The 22,686-nt window shown below is 40.8% G+C and carries 17 protein-coding genes; 9 read left to right on the forward strand and 8 right to left on the reverse strand.

Annotated elements, in window-relative coordinates; translation table 11 throughout:
• The 5 genes from WH214_RS07630 to WH214_RS07650 form a co-directional block, all read right to left on the reverse strand.
• Entirely contained in the window at nt 1-1,824 is a 1,824-nt protein-coding gene (locus tag WH214_RS07630) for a hypothetical protein (protein ID WP_339421566.1), read from the reverse strand.
• Nucleotides 1,821-3,074 carry a glycosyltransferase family 2 protein gene (locus WH214_RS07635; RefSeq protein ID WP_339421565.1) on the reverse strand — a complete coding sequence of 418 codons (1,254 nt, stop codon included), beginning with the start codon at nt 3,072-3,074 and terminating at the stop codon, nt 1,821-1,823. Before WH214_RS07635 ends, WH214_RS07630 begins: the two co-directional genes overlap by 4 nt.
• Nucleotides 3,071-3,964 (reverse strand): hypothetical protein, encoded by an 894-nt coding sequence (locus WH214_RS07640; protein ID WP_339421564.1) that lies wholly within the window; start codon nt 3,962-3,964, stop codon nt 3,071-3,073. Before WH214_RS07640 ends, WH214_RS07635 begins: the two co-directional genes overlap by 4 nt.
• Nucleotides 3,961-4,722 carry a hypothetical protein gene (locus tag WH214_RS07645; RefSeq protein WP_339421563.1) on the reverse strand — a complete coding sequence of 254 codons (762 nt, stop codon included), beginning with the start codon at nt 4,720-4,722 and terminating at the stop codon, nt 3,961-3,963. Before WH214_RS07645 ends, WH214_RS07640 begins: the two co-directional genes overlap by 4 nt.
• 479 nt (nt 4,723-5,201) lie before the next feature.
• The gene (locus WH214_RS07650; RefSeq protein WP_339421562.1) at nt 5,202-6,002 is read right to left on the reverse strand and encodes an undecaprenyl-diphosphate phosphatase; all 801 of its coding nucleotides are present in this window, start codon (nt 6,000-6,002) and stop codon (nt 5,202-5,204) included.
• A gap of 640 nt (nt 6,003-6,642) precedes the next feature.
• On the opposite strand from WH214_RS07650, the gene kdpA reads away from it, so the two are divergent.
• From kdpA to WH214_RS07675, 5 genes are read left to right on the forward strand one after another with little or no spacing between them, the layout of a single operon-like run.
• Nucleotides 6,643-8,340: a potassium-transporting ATPase subunit KdpA gene (kdpA, locus tag WH214_RS07655; protein WP_339421561.1), complete on the forward strand. Its 1,698-nt coding sequence runs from the start codon at nt 6,643-6,645 to the stop codon at nt 8,338-8,340.
• Between the two features lie 16 nt (nt 8,341-8,356).
• Entirely contained in the window at nt 8,357-10,369 is a 2,013-nt protein-coding gene (kdpB, locus tag WH214_RS07660; protein WP_339421560.1) for a potassium-transporting ATPase subunit KdpB, read from the forward strand.
• Between the two features lie 9 nt (nt 10,370-10,378).
• Complete coding sequence (gene kdpC, locus WH214_RS07665) at nt 10,379-11,014, forward strand: potassium-transporting ATPase subunit KdpC (RefSeq protein ID WP_339421559.1); 636 nt, start codon at nt 10,379-10,381, stop codon at nt 11,012-11,014.
• Between the two features lie 12 nt (nt 11,015-11,026).
• On the forward strand, nt 11,027-13,675 hold the full coding sequence (locus WH214_RS07670) for a sensor histidine kinase KdpD (RefSeq protein ID WP_339421558.1): 2,649 nt from the start codon (nt 11,027-11,029) through the stop codon (nt 13,673-13,675).
• Between the two features lie 10 nt (nt 13,676-13,685).
• Nucleotides 13,686-14,396 carry a response regulator transcription factor gene (locus tag WH214_RS07675; protein ID WP_339421557.1) on the forward strand — a complete coding sequence of 237 codons (711 nt, stop codon included), beginning with the start codon at nt 13,686-13,688 and terminating at the stop codon, nt 14,394-14,396.
• A 38-nt stretch (nt 14,397-14,434) separates the two neighbouring features.
• Here WH214_RS07675 and WH214_RS07680 read toward each other — a convergent pair whose 3' ends face one another.
• From WH214_RS07680 to WH214_RS07690, 3 genes are all read right to left on the reverse strand, one after another.
• Nucleotides 14,435-15,325, reverse strand: coding sequence for a DMT family transporter (locus WH214_RS07680; protein ID WP_339422945.1), 891 nt, complete (start codon nt 15,323-15,325; stop codon nt 14,435-14,437).
• Between the two features lie 75 nt (nt 15,326-15,400).
• Nucleotides 15,401-16,951, reverse strand: coding sequence for a galactarate dehydratase (gene garD, locus WH214_RS07685; RefSeq protein ID WP_062035297.1), 1,551 nt, complete (start codon nt 16,949-16,951; stop codon nt 15,401-15,403).
• 76 nt (nt 16,952-17,027) lie between these two features.
• A complete protein-coding gene (locus tag WH214_RS07690) occupies nt 17,028-18,389 on the reverse strand; it encodes an MFS transporter (protein ID WP_339993141.1) in 1,362 nt (453 codons plus the stop codon).
• Nucleotides 18,390-18,871: 482 nt separating this feature from the next.
• On the opposite strand from WH214_RS07690, the gene kdgD reads away from it, so the two are divergent.
• From kdgD to WH214_RS07710, 4 genes are all read left to right on the forward strand, one after another.
• Nucleotides 18,872-19,783, forward strand: a complete 912-nt coding sequence (gene kdgD, locus WH214_RS07695; RefSeq protein WP_259234315.1) for a 5-dehydro-4-deoxyglucarate dehydratase — start codon at nt 18,872-18,874, stop codon at nt 19,781-19,783.
• 30 nt (nt 19,784-19,813) lie between these two features.
• A complete protein-coding gene (locus WH214_RS07700; RefSeq protein ID WP_339421556.1) occupies nt 19,814-21,400 on the forward strand; it encodes an aldehyde dehydrogenase (NADP(+)) in 1,587 nt (528 codons plus the stop codon).
• Between the two features lie 67 nt (nt 21,401-21,467).
• Nucleotides 21,468-21,659, forward strand: coding sequence for a type II toxin-antitoxin system Phd/YefM family antitoxin (locus tag WH214_RS07705; protein WP_004981514.1), 192 nt, complete (start codon nt 21,468-21,470; stop codon nt 21,657-21,659).
• A gap of 217 nt (nt 21,660-21,876) precedes the next feature.
• Complete coding sequence (locus WH214_RS07710) at nt 21,877-22,590, forward strand: FadR/GntR family transcriptional regulator (RefSeq protein WP_339421555.1); 714 nt, start codon at nt 21,877-21,879, stop codon at nt 22,588-22,590.
• Nucleotides 22,591-22,686: the final 96 nt, after the last annotated feature.

The following is a 22,686-nucleotide window of genomic DNA, read 5'->3' on the forward strand; positions in this document are numbered from 1 at the left end:
TTATTCTTCTTTATTCTTATGCGCTTTGCGGTTCCTGCGCCAGATGAGTAGGCTGATAATTAAAACAATCAGAACCCCTAGGATAATAGCAATAGTTTGTAGAGAAATCTGCTCAATAATCGGTGGTTTGGCTTTTTCAACCATGTTTTGATTCAAAACAGTGATTTGCCCTTGTGCAGAAATAAATAATGCCGTGGTATTGTTGGGTATTTTCTGCTGAATTTCAGGCCAGAATCGTGCAAAATTTTCTGCTCCCAAGTTATTATCACTATAGATCCAGAAGTTTCCATTTTTGACTGTAATCAGGCCACCATTTTCTGTGGTAGGCAGATAGAGAATTTGACTGTATTTTTGCAATTCGGATTGATAACGTTGAGCATCAAGCTGGATATTAATGGCTTTAGGGGCATTTAATGTGAGTGGCGTGATATTTAAACCAATGGGGTCATTACTCAACAACATTTTCTTGGCAACTTGAGCCAAGCTAATAGCGATTGGAGTCGCGGCTGGGGTGTTGATGGCAATTTCAGGCACATTGCTAAAAGTGCTAGAAAGCGTGATTACGCCTTTTTTCATCTGATGCGGTAGATTCAGCTTTGATTTTTTCGTATCTATCCATAAAGCATTGCCTGCATTTGGGAGGCAGTAATTGTTATTTAATTGAGTATTGCTGACCATCATGTTAAAGCTGGTGGTATAAGGATAGTCGGTACTTATAAAGTCAAACTGACGTTCCACTGGGCTAGAATCTAGCTTAGCCAGACTGGTGCTCCCCGCCAAACCATCATTTAACCAGACTTGTAAAGTAGATCCCTGTAATAGTCCGCTTTGAGAACGAAAGCTCAGTTGCCCATTTAAAATATCAGTTGCTTCCCAAACAGCTGGAAAGATCAATGAAAGGTTTTTAGGGGAATTATCGAGTTTAAAATCGGTAACACCTAAATCAGCTAGGCTCTCGAATTTACGTAAACTGGCCCATGTCGGTCTTGCAACAGGTCCATTTAATGATGCTGTTGGGGTATTTAGCTGTTCTAGATATTGGCGGTTGAGCAGAGCGTTTATAGCCATCAGCAATTGCGATTCTGTCTCATATTCAATATTTAGAGTGGGTGTTTGGGTTGTCTGACTCAGACTAATTTGTGCATTTGGTAATGTCTTGGTTGAACGCTGAATACTGATAATGAAGTCGGGTTTTACTTCCGTGTTTTCAGTCAGTTTCCATTGTACTGGCGTAGCAAAATTCCAAGCTGTGGTAAGCCGGCTGATCATACTAGCTTCCATGAAATTCGCAGTGTCGAAGCGTAGTAATGCCTGTATCGGTTCTGCACGGTTGAGCTGGCTATTAAACAATGCATCTGGTAGCTGATTGAGCTGTAGGGCTTCACGCTGTGGCTGATAGCTCAGACTTACCTGTGTTAGCGCCGTATAGAGATTACTAGACTCTAAGCACATATTTTCAGTGCTTTGTTCTTCAGTAGAGGGCTTTTGTAAAATACTAATATCGAGCCGGTGGAAGCCACTTTGAGATGGTTGAAGATTGAAACTTAATGTGCCTTTACCACTTAAGTTCTGCTGATGGATGAGCTGGTTGTCATAACGTACAATAACTGTACTATTACCCTGTACATTAAACTGACTATTGAACAGGACGTTTTGCCAGCTTTCCCCTTTAGCCACATAAAAGAAATAAGGCGTACTTTGCTCAATGTTCTGTGAGATGAAATCATCTAGCTTCCATGTATCTGCATGGACATGTGCGCTACATGCAAGAAATAGGAGCGATGACATTAATGTAAAAGGAGCTGTTTTTATCTGCGAGGTCATTTTTTTTCCTTCTTTCGTTCTGTCTTGTACCAAGTAATTCCTTCACCTTTAATTTTGCTTTTCAGCATATCCCAAGCGGCTTTGAAAACAATCAGAAGAAAGACTTGTGAATAAGTGAAATAGGCAATAAAGGCATAGAAATAAAATCTTTTCGGTACTTCTTTTTCAAGGCTAAGTGTGAACCAAATTTGTATTAAATAAAGAATAAAGGCCAGAATGAACAGTAGGGTGAATGGGCCTGGAATAGTAGTACCATCAATACCCAACAAGCCAATGATCATGGTTAAGTGACTTAAGAACAGGGCTGGAACAAACATGATGTAGCACATAATATTATTTCCGATTTCCATTCCAATAGGAAAAGGGTGTCGAATAGCTGTTCTTAAATATTTGCGTGTTACATAGAAGTTACCTTGAGTCCATCTAGAGCGTTGTTTGATGAAAATACCTAGGTCCCCAGGATCTTGCTGCCAGCCCACGGCATAAGGTACCCATTTAATTCGCTTGTGACCTAAAAAAATCCGATAACTCATTTCTGTATCATCAACTAGAGATTTCTCATCAAAGCCACCCAAAATATCCAATGCGTCTCGCCAGATGACATAATTGGTGCCCATCAATGTAGATAGACGGAAGCGTAGCCAACGCCCACCCTGAAAAATCCATTGAAAATAAATAAATTCAATTGCAATAAAGGTACTGAGAGCACTGTCTTTCCAGTTACGTGTACGTACCTTTCCATTGACAGCGACGAGGCTGGAATCTGCCAATAGAGTTTGCGCAATTAAACGCACACAATCGGGTTCAGGTGTACTATCTGCATCATAAACGGCAATCAGCTCACCTTGGGCATACTTGAGGCCGTTATTTAAGGTTCTAGATTTTCCTTTACCACCTTGGCCTTTAGGGACATTAACTACACGAATGACAGGAAACTCGGCGGCCATACGATCCGCAATTTCCTGTGTATCATCTTTGGATGCATCATTAATCAGGAGTACCTCATAGCTTTCAGCAGGATAGTCCTGTGCTGCTAATGCACGTAAGGTATCTTCAATCACCAACCCTTCATTATAGGCAGGAATCAATACACTGAGCATGGGCCAGCGTTGAGGTACTGGAAGGTTGGCCAGTTCTTTGCTGGCTCGTATAGAGTAGCGCCAAGCAGAAAAGCTAAGCCAAGCCCAAAAAGCTTGAGGAATCCAGATCCCAATAAATCCGATAATAAAAAGAATATCAATAGTGCTCATGATTTTTTGAACCTTCTCCATAGCATAGTGGAGAGAAGAAGGAGCATTAAAATAATGATTACAAATACAGATGCCCAAGAGGTAGATGTACCCCAAAAGCTCAGTAAACCAGGGTAATGAGTAGAGAGAACAAGGTGAAAAGGTAAAATCACTAGACCAGCTGAAAGTAATACATATCCGATCGGATTGGTGTGAATCCGATCTTGCTGGCTATTAAAATGCATATTTAAAAAATTCCAAGAGATTCCTAGATCAGGATATGCAATATCACTTTCTGCAAGGCTGAGCTGCGGGTTTAAAACAATTCCAGTGCCATTAAAAGGTGAGTGAGTGTAAGCCGTATAAAAAAGCTGTTGACCTGATTGGATACGCCGTGCAGGTAAAGGGAGTTGGTCAGGATTCGCTTGAACAACATATAAGCCACTTGGTAAGACCTTCAAGTTTGGGTTCCAGCCTTCTTGAATATAGGCCCCCATAGGACGTAAGCCTGCACTGGTTGCCAATGTTGCTAGACCTGGGAAGTGTTGCGGTTCAACACTACTCAGATCGAGTAGTGGGATTGCTCCTTCAGAAACTTCCTGTTTGACTTGAAAATAAATGGCAGGTTTCATAAAGTTTTGAGGAATAAGTAAGCCAGATTTAATTCCTTGGCTCTTCATTTTTTTATAGCTTTCAGAGTCAAGTTGATCAACTGTAAAAACAGGCCATAATTTTTTAGTTGCTGCAAAATGTTCAGGAATTTTGCTGTTATCAGAGATCCCTTTTTGTTGGGTTGAAGAGGCCTTTTCCAAACGGCAGTGGTAATACTGCTGATAATAAGAAGAAAGGATTAGATCGGGCTGTGTATGGACTGAAATCAATAATCCGCAGGCGAAAATCATGCTACTCATAGGCTTTCCTCTGAAAAAGAAATTTGCCCTTTAACATGCGAATGATGGGTGATTTTCATTTTGATTAGTTCAATCTGCTTGATTCTGTCAATCAACTGCTTAGATGTCACAGAGTCTTGATCGGCAATCATAATCACATGGAGCATTGAAAGTCGCGTATCAGTAAAAGAAAAATGTGGGGTCTCAAAATTATTTTCTAGCACATTGATAATTTTCTGCTGTAGGTGTTTTAGCTCATCCACCTGCAACATATCTCTTAATAAATTATGGTTTGTAATTTCTATATGAATTTCATTGTATTGAGGAATAAGGCCTTGGTTCAACATGTGTTGTACTTGATCATGCGTATATTGATAGGTACTAATAGGAAGTGTTTTATATGTTAAATTTTTACGATACGTATCAAGTAAATTATTGGTCTGTCGATTGGTCGACATCATTTCATAATAAATACTTAATAAAATAGGTGCCACGGGTAAAACGAAAAGCTGTAATAATTTGGTATTGGTATCGATTGTATTGATTTGGATATCAAACAAAATGTAAATAAAGAAGACAATAAAAATAAAAATACTCAAAATCATTGCTTGAATTAAATTTAAGAATCGCCCCAGTAAAATAAAAGCAATTAAAAGTACCCAGCTCCCTACAAGCTCTGTACGTAACCACTCGTACCCAACGATTCCTATAAAAAGGACAATCAGCATAGGAATGAAGGTGATGGTTTGATTTGTTCTTACTAACCAATTCTTTTGCATTAAAATTACTTTTTAAGAAGTGTAATGATGTAAATAACTGTTAAATTTCATTTAAATTATTACATAAAGCATTGTAAATAAATTGTGTAAAAAGGATGTAAAATTATTATATTAGCCTGAAGGCAGTTGACTTTTATTTAGAAAACTCAACCTTAATGACTTTATTAAATTTTTTTCTTGGGATGTATGCAGAGTGATGATTTCAGTAAAATTTGATTGAGGGATAGATGGGTATTAATTCTGTCTAAGATTCCTAATAGATAAATTTATTCAATGAGAGGGTAGGTCAATAGCATCCATAAATATTGTCCCAAAAATTCTGATAATGCTTGAAGAAGTGGTAATGAAGTATGACATATTAAAATTTTAAATATGGTGTCTAGTATAGTTTGGAGCAGAAAGTCTTAAAAGGCTGAGAAAAATGATTTTTTGAATAAGACTCCATTTTAAACAAAGTCTTACTCATTTGAATTTTTCAATTATAAAAATACAATTAATAAAATTACACCTAAAACGACGCGATACCAAGCAAACACTCTTAACGTATGTTTTTCTACAAATTTCACTAAAGCTTTTACAACAAGTAATGCCGCAATAAAGGCTGCGACAAAGCCAACAGAAATATTCAGTAAATTATCCGAGGTTAGTACACTTGCATTGCGAATTAGGTCATAGGTGGCTGCACCGAGCATAGTCGGCATGGCTAAGAAGAAAGAAAATTCCGTTGCTGCTTTACGCGAAAGTCCCGATAACATCCCCCCAATGATGGTGGCACCTGAACGCGAAGTGCCTGGAATCATTGCGACGCATTGTGCAAAACCAACGATAATGGCCTGTTTGATGGTAATATCCGTCGCTTCGATAGTTTTAGGCTCAATTTTTCGAGCTTCTACTGCAAAAATAATCAATCCCCCAATAATCAATGCACATGCGACTACCAGCGGACTAAATAATACTTGTTTAATAAAATCAACCGCTAGCACCCCAATGACCACTGCAGGAATGAAGGCCAAGATGACATTCATGGCAAAACGTCGCGCGTGTTGGTCGCCCGAAAAAAAGCCTCGAACCAGTTCAATAATTTTGTGTCGGTACAACCAGCAAACCGCCAAAATCGCACCGAGCTGAATTACGACTTCAAATGCACGTCCCGCATCTGATTGGAAATCAATAAGATGACCAAAAAGAATCAAATGCCCTGTACTGGAAATCGGTAGAAACTCCGTTAATCCTTCAATAAGCCCTAAGAATAAGGCTTTAAGTAATTCCAAGTTGTGCATAAATAAAAAATTAATAATTAAAAATTGGAATCTGTTTTAAGGCATTTCGGGCCACTTTGAAATGGGGAGGAGGAAGTTTTTTAGTTTTTTTATGTCATAGGTCTTGGGATGGATGGAGTATTCATGTGCTGTATGCGTATTTAGGGTCGTCGTGGATGTTTTCTGAATAATGAAGAAAATGATGAAGACCGCAGAATGGTGCATCCAAACGAAAATATCCTAAAATCATATTCTATTCAGCGATCAAAACTCTTGAACCCTATTCAACGCTCTAAATGAATGGTTTTGAATTTTTTGTCATCACTCTTGTGTAGACCTTGAATTATCTTCTTCTTAGATGAAAAAAAACTGCATGGAAATCTAGATGGGGCCCAACAATATCTAGATCTAACTGATGCAGTTTAAAGAGCACGTGATCAAAAGTTCAGTTATCTAAAGAGCAAGCCAATTATTGCTTCACTTTTTTTGACTGAGTTGTCATCGGAATTAGAGAAGTTGAAATAATAAGAAGAAAAAGATGCTTATGTAATTTTAAATAGAATAATTTACGCAAAGTTTACGCCATCCGCATTTTTGAATATAGAGAATTTACGCCCTCAATTTCCATACTAATGCTGACCTATTTTAAATGGCATTTGCTATGTGGGAATTTATTACTGTATTTGTCTTTTCATTGTTGCTGGCTTACCCGCTTGGTGCTTATCTTGCGGATGTGATGCAAGCCAAGCCAATGAAAAGTGACCATTTTTTTAAATGGATTGAGCAACCGATTTATGCTGTGCTCGGTGTTAAGCGCAGTGGGATGAACTGGCGACAATATTTGGGTGCTTTTGTTCTGAGTAATATTTTATTGCTGGGGGCGAGTATCACTATTTTAATGACACAGGCATGGCTACCATTAAATCCTGATCATATTCCGAATATGAATTGGGATTTGGCTTTACATACCACCATTTCATTCCTGACCAATACCAACCAGCAGCATTACTCAGGACAAGCACAACTGTCCTATCTATCGCAAATGACCGTGATTGTGGGATTGCAATATTTGTCACCAATTATGGGGCTTGCCTTATTGGTTGCCATGTTAAGAGCATTATTTTTACAATCAGCTCAACAACAAGACCTAGATCAAAACAAATGGAATCGCATTAATCTGGGTAATTATTGGATGGATATCATCCGCCCCTTATTTCGATTCTTCATTCCGCTTGGTTTTGTTTTTTCTTTGCTGCTCACTTTTCAAGGTGTTCCATCAACGCTGTCTGCGGGCCCAACAGCGCAAGTTTTAGATCAAAGCACAGAAGTCAAAACCCAACATATTCCATTGGGTCCCGTTGCACCGATGGTTGCGATTAAACAACTCGGCAGTAATGGTGGTGGCTGGTATGGACCAAACAGTACTGTGCCTTTAGAAAACCCAACTCCATTGTCCAATGTGATTGAAATGATTGCGATTTTACTGATTCCACTTTCTGCGGTGTTTATGGTTGGACGCTTTATTCAACGTAAAAAACTGATGTGGATGATTTTTGGCAGCATGTTGTTGATGTCGCTGTCTTCAACGCTATTGACCCTGTGGGCTGAACAATCCTCATTAATCCCAAATATGGCTTTGATGGAAGGGAAGGAAATGCGTTTCGGTGCTGACGCATCGGCATTATGGGGAAGTTTGACCACACAAGTGAATAACGGCTCAGTCAATATGATGCATGATTCGGCTTCACCACTGACGGGATTGGTTGAACTGTGCAATATGCTGATTAATGCCATTTGGGGCGGGATTGGTTGTGGTTTATTACAGTTCTTTATTTACCTGTTTCTTGCCGTATTTATCGCAGGTTTGATGACAGGGCGTACCCCTGAATTATTTGGGCGAAAAGTTGAAGTCACTGAAATTAAGTTATTGGCACTGGTAATTCTCTTACAACCTGTGGTGATTCTTGGCTTGACGGCCATCGCCATTGCCTTTCCATCAATGACAGGGAGTTCCAATCCAGCATTTCACGGGATTAGCCAAGTGTTTTATGAGTATGTTTCTGCTTATGCCAATAATGGTTCAGGTTTTGAAGGCTTAGGTGATAACACTTTATGGTGGAACCTGAGTGCGAGTGTGGCGTTATTGGCAGGGCGTTATAGCGTGCTGATCATTCCAGTCTTAATTGCAGTCAGTCTGGCAACCAAACCGCAAGCAGCCGAAAGCAAAGGTTCTTTACAGATCGAATCTCCAACCTTTGCCCTGACTTTAATCGGGATTGTGTTGATCCTCACCTTGTTGCAATTCATGCCAGTGTTGGTGATTGGGCCAATTGCTGACTATTTATCGATAAAAGTTTAAGCGTGGAGCAAGCACAATGAAACATTCAAATGCGACACAACAGATGGATATTTTGAATAAAGAAATTATTCAGCAAACTTTCCATAAATTGCTGCCTCAACACGCTTTTAAAAATCCAGTGATGGCATGTGTCTGGGTCGGAACAATTTTAACCATTACTGCGACGTTGATGGGAAGTACTAGCTTAGGTTTTGGTTTAGTCCTGAGTTTAATTTTATTGGTCACGGTCTTATTCGCCAATTATGCCGAAGCGGTTGCAGAAGCCAAAGGTCGTGGACAAGCTGCATCTTTACGTCAGGCGCGTGAAAATTTAACTGCAAATCGTATCCTCGATTTAAATGCCGTACCGACAGTGATTTCTGCAAATTTACTGAAAAAGGATGATTTAGTCATCGTTAAAGCTGGTGAAATTGTTCCTGCGGATGGTGAGATTATTCAGGGTTTTGCGACCATCAATGAATCAGCCGTTACAGGTGAATCTGCACCCGTACTGCGTGAAGCCAATACCGATCGTTCTGGTGTGATTGGCGGCACTAAGGTTTTGTCTGATGAAATTATTATTCGAGTCAGTAATGAGGCAGGGCATAGCTTCTTAGATCGTATGATTGCCTTGGTTGAAGGTGCCAACCGTCAAAAGACACCGAATGAGATCGCATTGAGTATTTTACTCAATATTATGACCATCACCTTTATTGTAGTTGTGCTGACTTTACCTGTGATTGGTTCAATGGTTGGGATCAAAATCAGTATGGTTTTGCTGATTTCCCTATTGGTGTGTTTGATTCCAACTACGATTGGCGGCTTGCTGCCTGCGATTGGGATTGCAGGGATGAACCGTGCTTTAAAAGCCAATGTCTTAGCCAAATCAGGTAAAGCGGTTGAAGTTGCGGGTGATATTGATGTGTTGCTCTTGGATAAAACAGGCACGATCACCTATGGAGATCGCCAGGCTACTGCTTTTTATCCATTGGCAGGTGTGACACCAAGTGAGTTACGCCAAGCAGCGATGCTGACCTCTTTTGCCGATCCAACGCCTGAAGGGAAGTCAGTCATCAGCCTTGGGAAGGAATTAGGCGAAAGCATTCAAGAGCCGAAAGATGCTGAGTTCATTCAATTTAGTGCCTCAACTCGTCTTTCAGGAGTAAATCTAGCAACTGGACAAACGATTCGCAAGGGTGCAGTCGATGCCATTCTTAAATTTACCCATCAAGAAATCAAAGACAACATTGAGCTTAAAACTCGTGTCGAGCAAGTGGCTTCTAAAGGTGCGACACCACTCGTAGTAGCTTCGAATCACAATATTTTAGGTGTGATTGAACTTTCAGATGTGATTAAACAGGGTATTAAAGAACGCTTTGCACTGCTACGTGAAATGGGCATCAAAACCATTATGGTCACGGGAGACAATCCTCTAACTGCGGCTGCGATTGCGGCTGAAGCAGGGGTAGATGACTATATTGCGGAAGCGAGACCTGAGGATAAATTGGCGTGTATTCGTCATGAGCAAGCAGCAGGAAAATTGGTCGCAATGGTGGGTGATGGTACCAATGATGCACCCGCCTTGGCACAGGCAGATATTGGTTTAGCCATGAACTCAGGTACTCAAGCAGCCAAAGAAGCAGGCAATATGGTGGATTTGGATTCTGATCCAACCAAATTGCTGGATGTAGTCGAAATTGGTAAGCAGCAATTGATTACTCGTGGAGCATTAACCACTTTTTCTTTGGCAAATGATGTATCTAAATACTTTGTGATTTTACCTGCATTATTCGCAGTGGCGATTCCTGAGCTTGGGGTACTGAATATTTTACAGCTTAGTAGCCCAAGTAGCGCGGTGATTTCCGCTTTAATCTTTAATGCCTTGATTATTCCAATGTTGATTCCATTGGCACTCAAAGGTGTTCAATTCAAACCTGCCAGTGCGCTGCAATTGTTACGCCGCAATATGCTGATTTACGGTGTAGGTGGGGTGATCTTTCCGTTTATTGTGATCAAGCTGATTGATCTTGTTGTGTCCTTGTGGATTTAGGAGTTGGAAATGAATACTTTATTGAAGCATGAGCAATTGAATCAACAGAATCCGCAATTATCGAATCTAGTACATTCAGTCCTACGTCCGAGTCTTGGTTTGATCGTGGTTGGTTTTTTCATTGCAGGCATGTTGTACGCTACAGCAAGTGTCTCCATTGCGCAGTTGATCTTTCCCAAACAAGCCAATGGTAGTGTCATTGAACTGAATGGTAAAATTATTGGTTCAAACTTGGTAGGACAAAACTTTGTTAGTGAACAATATTTTCATGGACGACCAAGTGCGGTAAGTTACAATGTCGATGGTATGGCAGGCAGTAATTTGGCAATCTCTAATCCTGATTTGCAAAAACAAATTAAAGAGCGAACAGTGCAATTTGCCCAGAATAATCATATTACTGAGCAACACGTGCCGAATGAGATGGTGACTGCTTCAGGAAGCGGGATTGACCCAGATATTTCACCTGAAAGTGCTTTATTACAGGTGAAACGCGTGGCACAGCAACATCATTTACCTGAGCAGCGAGTGCGTGATTTGGTACAACAACAAATTCAGCCTGCACAATTCGGCATCTATGGGCAAGCGCGGGTCAATGTGCTACAGCTAAATTTAGCCTTAGATCAATTGTCATCGACCACACGTTGATAGAGCGTAATTATGCAGATCGACCGTAATAACAAAGCAGATGCATGGTTGGCACATAGTCAACGTGAACAATCTGGACGTTTGACCATTTTCTTGGGTGCAGCACCTGGGGTGGGGAAAACCTATGCCATGCTGACCCGAGCGCATGAATTGATGCAACAAGGGCAGCATGTGGTGGTCGGGGTCGTAGAAACTCACGGTCGATCTGATACCGAACGTTTGATTCAAGGGCTGAATGTTATTCCAAGGAAGCCTGTGGAATATCAGGGGCGAATGTTGGACGAGATGGATCTCGACCAAATTCTTAAATTAAAGCCTCAAATTGTGCTTGTTGATGAACTTGCCCATCGCAATGTACCCAATAGTCGGCATGAATATCGTTGGCAAGATGTCAATGAGTTGTTGGATGCAGGCATTGATGTCTATAGCACCTTAAATATTCAGCATTTGGAAAGTCTGAATGATGTGGTTTTTCAAATTACGGGGATTCGGGTCACTGAAACTGTCCCCGATGCATTACTTAAACGTTTAAAAGATATTCGACTGGTTGATTTACCTGTTCCTGAATTATTAGAACGAATGAATCATGGCAAGATTTATTTCGCCGATGTTGCCCCCCATGCATTACAAGGTTTTTTTAAAGCTGCGAATTTGACAGCGTTACGTGATCTGGCAATTCAAACTGTTGCAGGGCAGGTCGATATTGATTATCGAGAAAAATTTGTTGCACAAGGGCAGATTATCCCGATTCAAAATCACGTCATGTTGGCAATAGATGGTTCTGAATTTTCTGAAGATTTGGTACGCCGTGCGCATCGGATTGCAGAAAGGCGCAATGCAATGTGGAGCGTCATTTCGATTCAAAAAAGTAAGGTTGAAACGACCCAAGCCTTTGCAGTGACTAAAGCCTTTAATCTAGCGCGTAAGCTCGGTGGAGATACCTATTTGCTGTATAGCAATCATATTGCATCGACCATTTTACAAGCGGCTTATGATTATGGTGCATCTAATATTTTACTCGGCAAAAGCCCTCAAAAATCGCTATGGCAGCGCCTATTTTCAGATCATATTGCCGATCAACTGTTAGAGAAACAGCATCCTTTTGAAATCACCTTTGTTCAGCCTTTAAAAGCCAAAAATAATGAAAAGCGTTTGCAGACAGATGTGGCTTATTCATCTTGGCTGGAACAAGGCTTGGCGTTTAATCAACGTGAAGTGTTTGAAAGTATTATCATTGTATTGCTAGGATTGATTGTGGCTGCAATCAGTGATCATTTTATTGGGTATAGTGATTTAGCTTTAATTTTTATTGTGACTGTATTGCTTGTTGCGATACGCGCACGCATGTTGATCACGATTATTAGCGTATTCGTCTGTTTTTTACTCTACAACTACCTTTTTATTGAACCTCGCTTTACCTTTATGATTAACGCTGAACGTGGCGTGATTACCATTATCACGTTCATTGTTTCAGCCTTACTGGTTGGGCGTTTGGCCAACCAATTACGCGCTCAGGTGCTTAGCCTACGTGCTGCAAATTCAGTGTCGTTACAGTTACAGGAATTAGAGCGCAAGCTATCGATCTGTGTAGATATTGAACAGGTGTTAAATGTCGCCAAACAACATTTGGAAACTTCATTAAATGCCACGGTTTGGTTAAAAGTTGAAAATCAGTCTTTAGGTGATCCATCCGTCTTAAATGAAAAAGATCAAATTGCCGCAGATTGGACGCAGAAGAATGCAAAACCCTGTGGACGTTTTACCAATACGTTGACCAATTCTGATTGGTGGTTCATTCCGCTGAATTTAGTGAAAGAATATGGCGTGATTGCAATTCGCTTTCATCAAAATGCTCAAACCATCAGTTTTGAATTACAACGTTTAACTGAGTTGATGATTGAGGATATTGCGCAAACTGTTGCTCGGGTACAACTGTCTTTACAATTAGAAAATTCTAGAGTAGTGGCCGAAACGGAAAAGCTCCGCTCCGCCTTGCTTTCTTCGGTATCGCATGATTTACGTTCACCCTTAGCCGCGATGATTGGTTCGGCAGATACGCTCAAATATTATGGTGAACAGATGCCTGAAAGCGATCGCCATGAATTATTAGACACCATTCATATCGAGGGCGAACGACTGGATCGCTATATTCAAAACCTGTTGGACATGACTCGTTTAGGTCATCAGGGTTTGACTTTGAGTCGTGCTTGGATCGGTGTGGATGAACTGATTGGCTCGGCAACGCAACGGCTTAAACGCTATCAGCCTGAGGTAAAAATCGAAGTTGCTTTGGCGGAAGAACTTCCGCAATTATATGTGCATCCTGCTTTGATTGAACAAGCCATTTTTAATGTCTTGGAAAATGCAGCCAAGTTCTCACCAGAGAATCTTCCGATTGAAATAAAGATTCAGCAACAAGAACAATTTTTGCAAATTGATATTATGGATCAAGGGGTTGGCATTCCTGAGCATGAGCGTGAACAAATTTTTGATATGTTCTATACCATGCAGCGTGGCGATCGAGGGAAAACAGGAACAGGTTTAGGGCTGGTGATTGTCAAAGCCATTATTGGCGCTCATATGGGCAGTATCGAAGCTTTTGCTGGAACAGATGGTCAAGGTACTTTAATTCGCATACGATTACCGTTATATCAGGGTTAAACGATCTTTTATGCCGCAAACAATCTATCCGAATGCATCAATTTTAATTATTGATGATGAACCTCAAATTCGAAAATTTTTAGACATTGCTTTACGTGCGCAAGGCTATCAGGTGCATGTTGCTGAAAATGGCATGAAAGGCTTAGAAATTTTGGCAACACGGGGTGCGGATTTACTGATTTTAGATTTGGGTTTACCTGATATGGAAGGACAGCAGGTGTTGACCGAGATGAGACAGTGGTCAGATATTCCTGTGATTGTGTTATCTGCACGCCCTGATGAAAATCAAAAAATTAAATTGCTGGATGCAGGCGCAAATGATTATGTCACTAAACCGTTTAGCATTCAGGAGTTATGTGCGCGTATTCGGGTGATGTTTCGCAATAAACCACAACAGTCTGAACAAAACATTGTATTTGATGATGGTCAATTATCTGTGGATGTGGCTGAGCATGTGGTGAAATTAGCCCATGAAGAAATTGTGCTCAGCAAAAAAGAATTTCAACTGTTAGCACTCTTGATTCGCCATCAAGGTAAGATCGTCACACAAAAACAAATTATGACGGAGTTATGGGGCATTAGCCATGAAGAAGATACCCATTATCTTCGAATCTTGGTGAAAAAACTCCGCAGCAAAATTGGAGATTCTGCGGTCACTCCAAAATATATTTTTACCATTGCAGGCGTGGGGTTACGTTTCGATGCAGCAAACCGCACATAGTAAAAAGCTCAACTTTTTAATAATCGATTTCGGGTAACTTAAAACTTCAAAAGATGCCTAACTTTATTCGTAATCATGGGATTACACGCCAAAATTGCGATTAAGATGATAGAGATACCGAGAATACTGAACATGTCGGGAATCTCATGCCAAAAAATAAAGCCCCAAATCCCTGCAAATACAATCGCAATATAATTCATCGGCCCAATTTGCCCAGCAGGGGCTAAACTATAGGCATAAGACATAAACAACTGGCTGATGTTGGCTAAGAGCCCAGCGGTAATCAGTAAGGCCAATTCTTTGAGTGTGAAGATACGCCAGTGCCAAAACATCGGAATAGATGAAATGAGCGTGCCAAAAATACAAAAATAGAAAACAATTCGTTCGGGTGGCTCGGTACTGGTCAGCGCACGTACAGTGACAAAGGCCATTGCAGATAAGAAACAAGCACCTAGACCAATCACAGACAACGCATTAAACATCCCTTGATCAGGTTTTGCCACCAACAGTACCCCAATTAAACCGACAACTGCCGCGATAATCATGCCGAGACTTATTTTTTCTTTGAGAAAGAAGTATGCAATCAGTGGAATAAAAATCGGTGAGGAGTAACTAAACACCATCGCATTGGACAGTTTTAGATGTGCAATGGCATAGAAAAAACCATACATTGCAGCTAAACCGACGATACTGCGCCAAGTATGCATCCACAATTTATCGGTTTTAATAAAGCTTAAACCCTGCTTAAACAGCATAGGAATAAAAATAAATAATCCGACAGCATTCCTAAAAAAGACCACTGTCGGATTATCTACCGTTTCAGATGCAAAACGAATGCACACGCCCATAATCGAAAACAGCAAGGCTGAAGTCATTAAACAGAGCAGTGCTTTACTCACAGCCGTTGACGGCGATGATGTGTTTTGCATCATAAGATTGTGTTTCCGAGTACATAAACAGGTAAATAGAAGAATCAGCCGACTCCTCTACTTAGCTTATAAAGTTTAGGTCACAGGGGCAGGGTTAAAGACTGCAAGTGAATTATGAATTCCCCAGTGATCTGACCAAGTTTTCTTTTCACCGCTTGCAACTTGTAAAATGAGTTCAAATAATTCCCAACCCACTTGTTCAATGCTGCGTTTACCAATCGCGATATCACCCGCGCTAATATCAATCAGGTCATACCAACGGTTGGCAATGGTGTTGCGGCTCGCCATTTTAATCACAGGAACTGCGGCTAAACCGTAAGGTGTACCACGACCTGTGGTAAAGACTTGTACAGTAATACCAGACGCCATTTGTTGTGTACCACAAATAAAGTCGCTAGATGGCGTTGCAGCAAAAATCAGCCCTTTCTTGGTTGGTTTTTGCCCCGGTGCCAAGACTTCAACAATTGCGGAACTGCCAGACTTGGCAATCGATCCCATGGCTTTTTCCACAATGTTATTTAAACCACCTTTTTTGTTGCCTGGGGTGGTATTGGCACTGCGGTCTACTTTACCTGCGGCAAGGTAGTCATCATACCATTGCATTTCACGAATGAGGTCTTTTGCAACTTGCTCATTTTCAGCACGAGGGGTCAATAAATGAATACCGTCACGTACTTCAGTCACTTCTGAGAACATCACTGTACCGCCGCAACGGACAATGAGGTCAGAAGCAAAGCCTACAGCAGGGTTAGAGGTCACACCTGAGAACGCATCACTGCCACCACATTGCATGCCCACCACCAAATGTGATGCAGACACTTCTTCACGTTGACGTTGATTGAGTTTTTCTAAATGGTGTTCCGCCACCGCCAAAATGTGGTCAACCATACTCTGAAAGCCATTATGACGTTCATCTTGCAGTTGAATGATATCTTGATCTTCAACAGGAATACGTTTGTTTTCAGCAGGAATATTCAGCAAGCGTTCAGGTTGCATTTTTTCACAGCCTAAGCTGACCACCATTACTTCGCCACCAAAGTTTGGATTCAGCGCTAAGTTATGAATGGTACGAATCGGCACAATCGCCGCAGGTGCATCAATCGCGACACCACAGCCATATAAATGGTTGAGTCCGACAATACCATCGACATTTGGATATTTATGCAGTAATTCACGTTCTACGATTTTAACCACATGATCGACAATCCCTTCAACGCAGTTCACGCTGGTGGTAATTGCCAATAAGTTTTTGGTTCCAACAGAGCCATCTTTGTTTTTATAACCTTTAAAAGTGTAACCAGTGAGCGGTTCAAGTACTGGTGCAGGACGAGTTGCGAGTTCTAAAGAGTCTAAGGTCGGTGCTTCAGGCATCAGTGTAACGGCTTCATTGACCCATGAGCCTGCGTTTAACGCTTTATTTGCATATCCAATAATTTCACCGTAGCGCACAATCGGATCATTTTCTTTCAATGTTGTTAATAAGACTTTATGTCCTTGAGGCACAGCTTCAACCAAAGTGATGTCTTGTGCTTCAACATAAGTTCCCTGTGCTAGACCACCATCGTTCACCACGATCGCGACGTTGTCTTGCGGATTAATTTTGATGAGTAGTGGTCTTTGTTGCATGATCGTTCCTTGTATTTAGTGGCAAACAGAGTTAGCTAGAAGATAGCCAGCTCTGGTAAAGCATGAAGCGGATGAATTAAGGTGCAGTGGTTTTCAGTTGGAAGCGTTCGATTTTGCCAACCATGAATAGATAACACAGCAGTGCAATCACGGCATGGATACCCACAAAGACTAAAGCATTATTGAATGAACCTGTTGAGCTGATGATGTAACCAATCACGATTGGAATCACGATACCTGCAGTATTACCAAAGGTATTGAATAGACCGCCAGATAGACCAATCATTTCTTTTGGTGCGACGTCCGACATCACCGCCCAACCTAAAGAACCAAAGCCTTTGCCGAAGAAAGCCAATGACATAAAGAAGATGATGGCAGTATGTGATTCCACATAGTTACAGATCACAATACTGGTTGATAAGAACAGACCTAAAATAATTGGCAACTTACGTGCGAAAGTCACTGAATGATTCATTTTGATAAGACGGTCTGATACCAAACCGCCCAAAATACCGCCAATAAAACCACAGAGTGCAGGTGCAACCGCAGCGAAACCAGCCTGCAAAATAGTCATATGACGTTCTTTTACAAGGTACACAGGGAACCAAGTTAAGAAGAAATAGGTTAAGCAGTTAATACAATACTGCGCGATGAATATCCCCAGTAACATACGTGAAGAAAGAAGTTGTTTAATATCGGCAAAAGAGGTTTTTTTCTTTTGCTGAGTATTATTTTTATCTTCCCCCATGAGGACTAAACCACCACCTTGTTTGATGTATTCAAGCTCTGATGGATTGATACTTGGATGGTTGACTGGGCTATAAATCACTTTTAGCCAAATAAATGATACGACAATACCAAGACCACCCATAATCCAGAAAATAGATTGCCAATGAACTTGAGCAACTAACCAGCCCATAAATGGAGCAAAGATTACGGTTGCAAAATACTGTGCAGAGTTAAAGATGGCTGCTGCTGTACCGCGTTCTTTGGTGGGGAACCATGCTGCCACAATTTGGCTATTGCCTGTAAAAGCAGGGCTTTCAGATAAGCCAACAAGGAAGCGCAATAAAAACAGGACACTGATAACAGCGCCAGTACTGCCGAAAATATCCGAAAAACCAATTAAAATCGTGAAGAATGACCATAAAAAAATACTGGCAAAATAAACTTTTCGCGCACCGTATTTATCGAGTAGCCAACCTCCAGGAATCTGACCAATCACATAGGCCCATGCGAATGCAGAAAAAATATAGCCCATGGTCACAGAGTCAATTCCCAACTCTTGTGTCATTGGTGAAGCAGCCATAGAAAGGGTGGCACGATCACCATAATTGAGTGAGGTGACAATAAAGATCATCGCTAAAATTAAGTAGCGGGTCTTGGTATGTTTGGCCGTTGCAACTGTAGCGGCGCTTTGCGTTTGTAAGTTTTCCATACACAAACTCTTCTATCCGTAACCTAATTTGTGCGCATTCAAATTAGAGTGACTTCATGTCTATTTAACGAAATAGGTACTCTAGCATCATGAGCAAATACACTATTTCTTCCCAAATGCTCTAAGCAATTCTTTAAAGATGTATGACATCTTATGATTATTTTTGAATTGTTTGCAATTTGTTTTTTTTGGATTTTAATCGATTTTTTATTAAGTTATTGAATATTAATAATTTAAAAAAATTAAGAGGTATGATGACTTGTTGGTTTGCCTAAGAGAAACTTATTTATACGTATAAAACATCATATTTTATTCTTTTTAAAAGAGGAACTAAATCAGCAATTAGTTGAAAAAGTATAAGATTTTTTGCCTATTATTTAACTATCGAGCAATTTTTTGGGCTTTTTGAGAAAAAAGATTGGATATTCAAAATTTATGTTGTAGGATGTCAGACAACTTATAGATGACTATGGAGAGTTACAATGGAAGCAATTGAGTTAAAGAGTATTATTTCTGACGGTTTACTTTCTTTCCCAGTAACTGACTTTGACAAAAATGGTGATTTCAACAAAGCAACCTATGCAAAGCGTTTAGAGTGGTTAGCACCTTACGGTGCAAGTGCACTTTTTGCTGCGGGTGGTACAGGTGAGTTTTTCTCATTAACTGGCAATGAATATTCTGAAGTCATCAAGACTGCGGTGGATACTTGTAAGGGCAGTGTGCCAATTATTGCAGGTGCGGGTGGTCCAACTCGTCAAGCGATTGCACAAGCGCAAGAAGCTGAACGTCTAGGTGCTCAAGGTATTCTTTTAATGCCGCACTACTTAACTGAAGCGAGCCAAGAAGGCTTGATTGAACACGTTAAACAAGTGTGTAACTCTGTAGACTTCGGTGTCATTTTCTATAACCGTAGCGTATCTCTTTTAAATCTTGATTCATTACAGCAATTGACAGAAGCATGTCCTAACCTGATTGGTTTCAAAGACAGCTCTGGTCAAATCGACATGATGACAGGGATTACTCAAACTGTCGGTGACCGTTTATCTTACTTAGGTGGTTTACCAACTGCAGAAGTATTTGCAGCACCATACAAAGCACTCGGTTGCCCAGTCTATTCATCTGCAGTGTTTAACTTCATTCCAAAAACTGCCATGGAGTTCTACCACGCAATTCGTGCCAACGATACAGCAACGACTGATCGTTTAATCAAGGATTTCTTCTTGCCGTTAATCCAAATCCGTGACCGTAAAGCGGGTTATGGCGTAAGTATGATTAAAGCGGGTGCGAAGATTGTGGGTTATGATGCGGGTCCTGTTCGTCCACCATTAAGTGACTTAACGCCGAAAGACTTCGAAGATTTAGCAGCATTAATTGCGACTTTAGGTCCGCAATAAGTTTAGAAATTTAGGCATTGGAGTTTATTCATGGCATTGAATATAGGTAAGCAATTTATCAAGGGTCAGCGTGTAGCAGTACATGCACCTGCACTTGAAAGTATTAATGCAACGGACTATCAACCTACGGGCTACCTCTTTAGTCAAGCGAGTATTGAAGAAGTTGATGCTGCAGCTCAAGCCGCAGAAGCCGCTTTTGTGTTGTACAGCCAAATTTCGCAAGAACAACGTGCAGGTTTCTTAGATGAAATTGCCGTTGAAATTGAAGCTTTAGGTGCATCACTACAAGAGGTTGCATCTTTAGAAACGGGTCTCCCTTTGGCGCGTTTGCAAGGTGAAACAGGGCGTATTACAGGTCAGTTGCGTTTATTTGCTCAGTTGTTACGTCGTGGTGATTTTTATGCTGCACGTATTGATCCTGCATTGCCAGATCGTAAGCCGATGCCTCGTGTTGACCTACGTCAGTATAAAGTCGGTTTAGGTCCTGTTGCCGTGTTTGGTGCGAGTAATTTCCCACTGGCATTTTCAACCGCGGGTGGCGACACCGTTGCTGCTTTGGCAGCAGGCTGTTCGGTGGTATTTAAAGCACACTCAGGGCATATGGCAACGGCTGAATTGGTGGCTGAAGCCATTGAAAAAGCCGTCGTAAAATGTGGCATGCCCGCGGGTACATTCAATATGATCTTTGGTGGTCGTATTGGTGCGGATTTGGTGGCACATCCACTGATTCAAGCTGTAGGCTTCACAGGTTCTTTGGAAGGTGGTATGGCGCTGTATAATATTGCGCAAAACCGTCCACAACCCATTCCTGTATTTGCTGAAATGTCGAGCGTGAACCCAGTTGTGGTGATGCCTCAAGCATTGGCTACTCGCGGTGTGCAAATTGCACAAGATACAGTTGCATCATTCAACATGGGCTGTGGTCAATTCTGTACCAAACCAGGTTTAATTTTAGGGGTGAAAAGCCCTGAATTTGACCAGTTTGTTGAAGGTCTAATTGCACATACACAGCAAGCTGTTCCGCAAGTAATGTTAAATCCAGGCACTTTAAAAAGCTATCAACAAGGTGTTGCTGAGTTAAAAACCGAAGCTGGCTTTGAGCTGATTGCTCAAGGTCAAAAAGCAACGTTGATTTCACAAGCTTCTGCGAACTTGTTCCAAGCAGACCAAAGTGTGTTGTTGGCAGGTAATGCCAAATTACAACACGAAGTGTTTGGTCCAATGTCGATTGTTGTTGCAGTAGATGATGAAGCAACCTTATTACAAGGTCTTGAACAATTGGCAGGTCAATTGACAGCCACCATCATTGGTGAAGATGCTGAATTGGCTACAGCAGCTCAATTGTTGGCATTGTTTACCCGTAAGGCAGGTCGTGTTTTGTTTAACGGCTTCCCGACTGGGGTAGAAGTGTCTGATGCCATGGTGCATGGTGGTCCATTCCCTGCAACAAGTGATGCACGTGGTACATCGGTAGGTACGGGTGCAATTGAACGTTTCATGCGTCCAGTGTGTTATCAAAACACACCACAAGTATTATTGCCAGCAGCGCTTAAAGATGAAAATCCATTACAAATTAATCGTTTGATTAATGGTGAATTGACTAAAGCAGCACTTTAATTCAATGGATTAAACCAAAGCCACGCTATGATTGATCATGGCGTGGCTTTATTTAGGACAGTATTCTATGGAAAGTTTTAATTGCAGTAATGCCAAAGCGCTGTTGTCCATGATTATGGATAAAGCAGTCGCGGGTGATCCCGTCGAAATCACCAGAAAAGGCCGAGAGTCTGCGGTCATGATCAGCAAGGCCTCCTATGAGGCTTATAAAAAAGCAGAATTTGAGGCGAAATTTCCAAAACAGTCCGAATCTTACTGAAGGTTTTAGGCTTCAATATCTAGTGCACGAGCATGTCAGGCATGTATTTCCTTTTTTTGAATAAACAGTGTTAGTTTGAATGACAGGATCAGACTGATATGATGTATCACCACTCCCCATAACAATTGAAGTCCAAACAACTTACTATAGGACTATTGGGTCGGGTTATAGTAAACTAAGTCTCTAATTTTCCAATATTTGGTGAGTCTCTTTCATTATGTCTAGTGCGATTAAATCTAGATCAACAAAAAAATTAAGCCAAATCATCGTCGCGCAATTGATTGAAAAAATTCAATCCGGAGACTTTACGGTTGGAGAAAAAATTCCGACAGAACTTGAACTGATTGAACAGTTTGAAGTGAGTCGTTCGGTTATTCGAGAGGCTATTACCGAATTACGTTCTCTCGGTTATGTCGAGACCCGTCATGGTATTGGTACTTTTGTCAAAGAACATTCCATCGAACAAATTTTTTTACTTTCAAATGCCAGCTTAGAAACCATCAATGACATTGTGGCCTTACTGGAATTGCGGATTAGTTTGGAGTCAGAGGCAGTATTTCTTGCTTCGGAACGCCGTAAACAAGTGCATATCGATAAAATGAAAGTAGCATTGGATGACTTTGAAAAGCATATTTCATCTGATGTGAATGACGGTACAGTGAAAGCTGATTATGACTTTCATATTGCAATTGCCGAGGCATCTGAAAATCAATATTTTGTTGATTTTCTGAAATACTTAGGTGAAAAAATTATCCCGCGTGCACGAGTAAAATCCATTGAACACAGCCCTGTGAATCGTGAAGATTATTTAAAAACAGTACACCATGATCATGTCAATATTTTCAATGCGATTGTAGATCAAGATGGACTTTTGGCACGTCAAATGATGCGTGCTCACCTCTCAAAAAGCATTAAAAAGTTTAAGCAATAGTTTCGGACTTAACGACGATTAAAGTTCTGATATAAAAAAAGCAGCATGACTTAATTCGAGTCTGCTGCTTTTTTTATTGATGCAAAGTCTATTGAA

It is taken from the genome of Acinetobacter sp. MYb191 (assembly GCF_037572605.1).
In the GTDB taxonomy this organism is placed as follows: Bacteria; Pseudomonadota; Gammaproteobacteria; order Pseudomonadales; family Moraxellaceae; genus Acinetobacter; species Acinetobacter johnsonii.

Coding starts and splice junctions, on each gene's coding strand:
- WH214_RS07630 (WP_339421566.1), bottom strand. CDS start 1,824: ATGACCTCGCAGATAAAAACAGCTCCTTTTACATTAATGTCATCGCTC.
- WH214_RS07635 (WP_339421565.1), bottom strand. CDS start 3,074: ATGAGCACTATTGATATTCTTTTTATTATCGGATTTATTGGGATCTGG.
- WH214_RS07640 (WP_339421564.1), bottom strand. CDS start 3,964: ATGAGTAGCATGATTTTCGCCTGCGGATTATTGATTTCAGTCCATACA.
- WH214_RS07645 (WP_339421563.1), bottom strand. CDS start 4,722: ATGCAAAAGAATTGGTTAGTAAGAACAAATCAAACCATCACCTTCATT.
- WH214_RS07650 (WP_339421562.1), bottom strand. CDS start 6,002: ATGCACAACTTGGAATTACTTAAAGCCTTATTCTTAGGGCTTATTGAA.
- kdpA (WP_339421561.1), top strand. CDS start 6,643: ATGTGGGAATTTATTACTGTATTTGTCTTTTCATTGTTGCTGGCTTAC.
- kdpB (WP_339421560.1), top strand. CDS start 8,357: ATGAAACATTCAAATGCGACACAACAGATGGATATTTTGAATAAAGAA.
- kdpC (WP_339421559.1), top strand. CDS start 10,379: ATGAATACTTTATTGAAGCATGAGCAATTGAATCAACAGAATCCGCAA.
- WH214_RS07670 (WP_339421558.1), top strand. CDS start 11,027: ATGCAGATCGACCGTAATAACAAAGCAGATGCATGGTTGGCACATAGT.
- WH214_RS07675 (WP_339421557.1), top strand. CDS start 13,686: ATGCCGCAAACAATCTATCCGAATGCATCAATTTTAATTATTGATGAT.
- WH214_RS07680 (WP_339422945.1), bottom strand. CDS start 15,325: ATGCAAAACACATCATCGCCGTCAACGGCTGTGAGTAAAGCACTGCTC.
- garD (WP_062035297.1), bottom strand. CDS start 16,951: ATGCAACAAAGACCACTACTCATCAAAATTAATCCGCAAGACAACGTC.
- WH214_RS07690 (WP_339993141.1), bottom strand. CDS start 18,389: ATGGAAAACTTACAAACGCAAAGCGCCGCTACAGTTGCAACGGCCAAA.
- kdgD (WP_259234315.1), top strand. CDS start 18,872: ATGGAAGCAATTGAGTTAAAGAGTATTATTTCTGACGGTTTACTTTCT.
- WH214_RS07700 (WP_339421556.1), top strand. CDS start 19,814: ATGGCATTGAATATAGGTAAGCAATTTATCAAGGGTCAGCGTGTAGCA.
- WH214_RS07705 (WP_004981514.1), top strand. CDS start 21,468: ATGGAAAGTTTTAATTGCAGTAATGCCAAAGCGCTGTTGTCCATGATT.
- WH214_RS07710 (WP_339421555.1), top strand. CDS start 21,877: ATGTCTAGTGCGATTAAATCTAGATCAACAAAAAAATTAAGCCAAATC.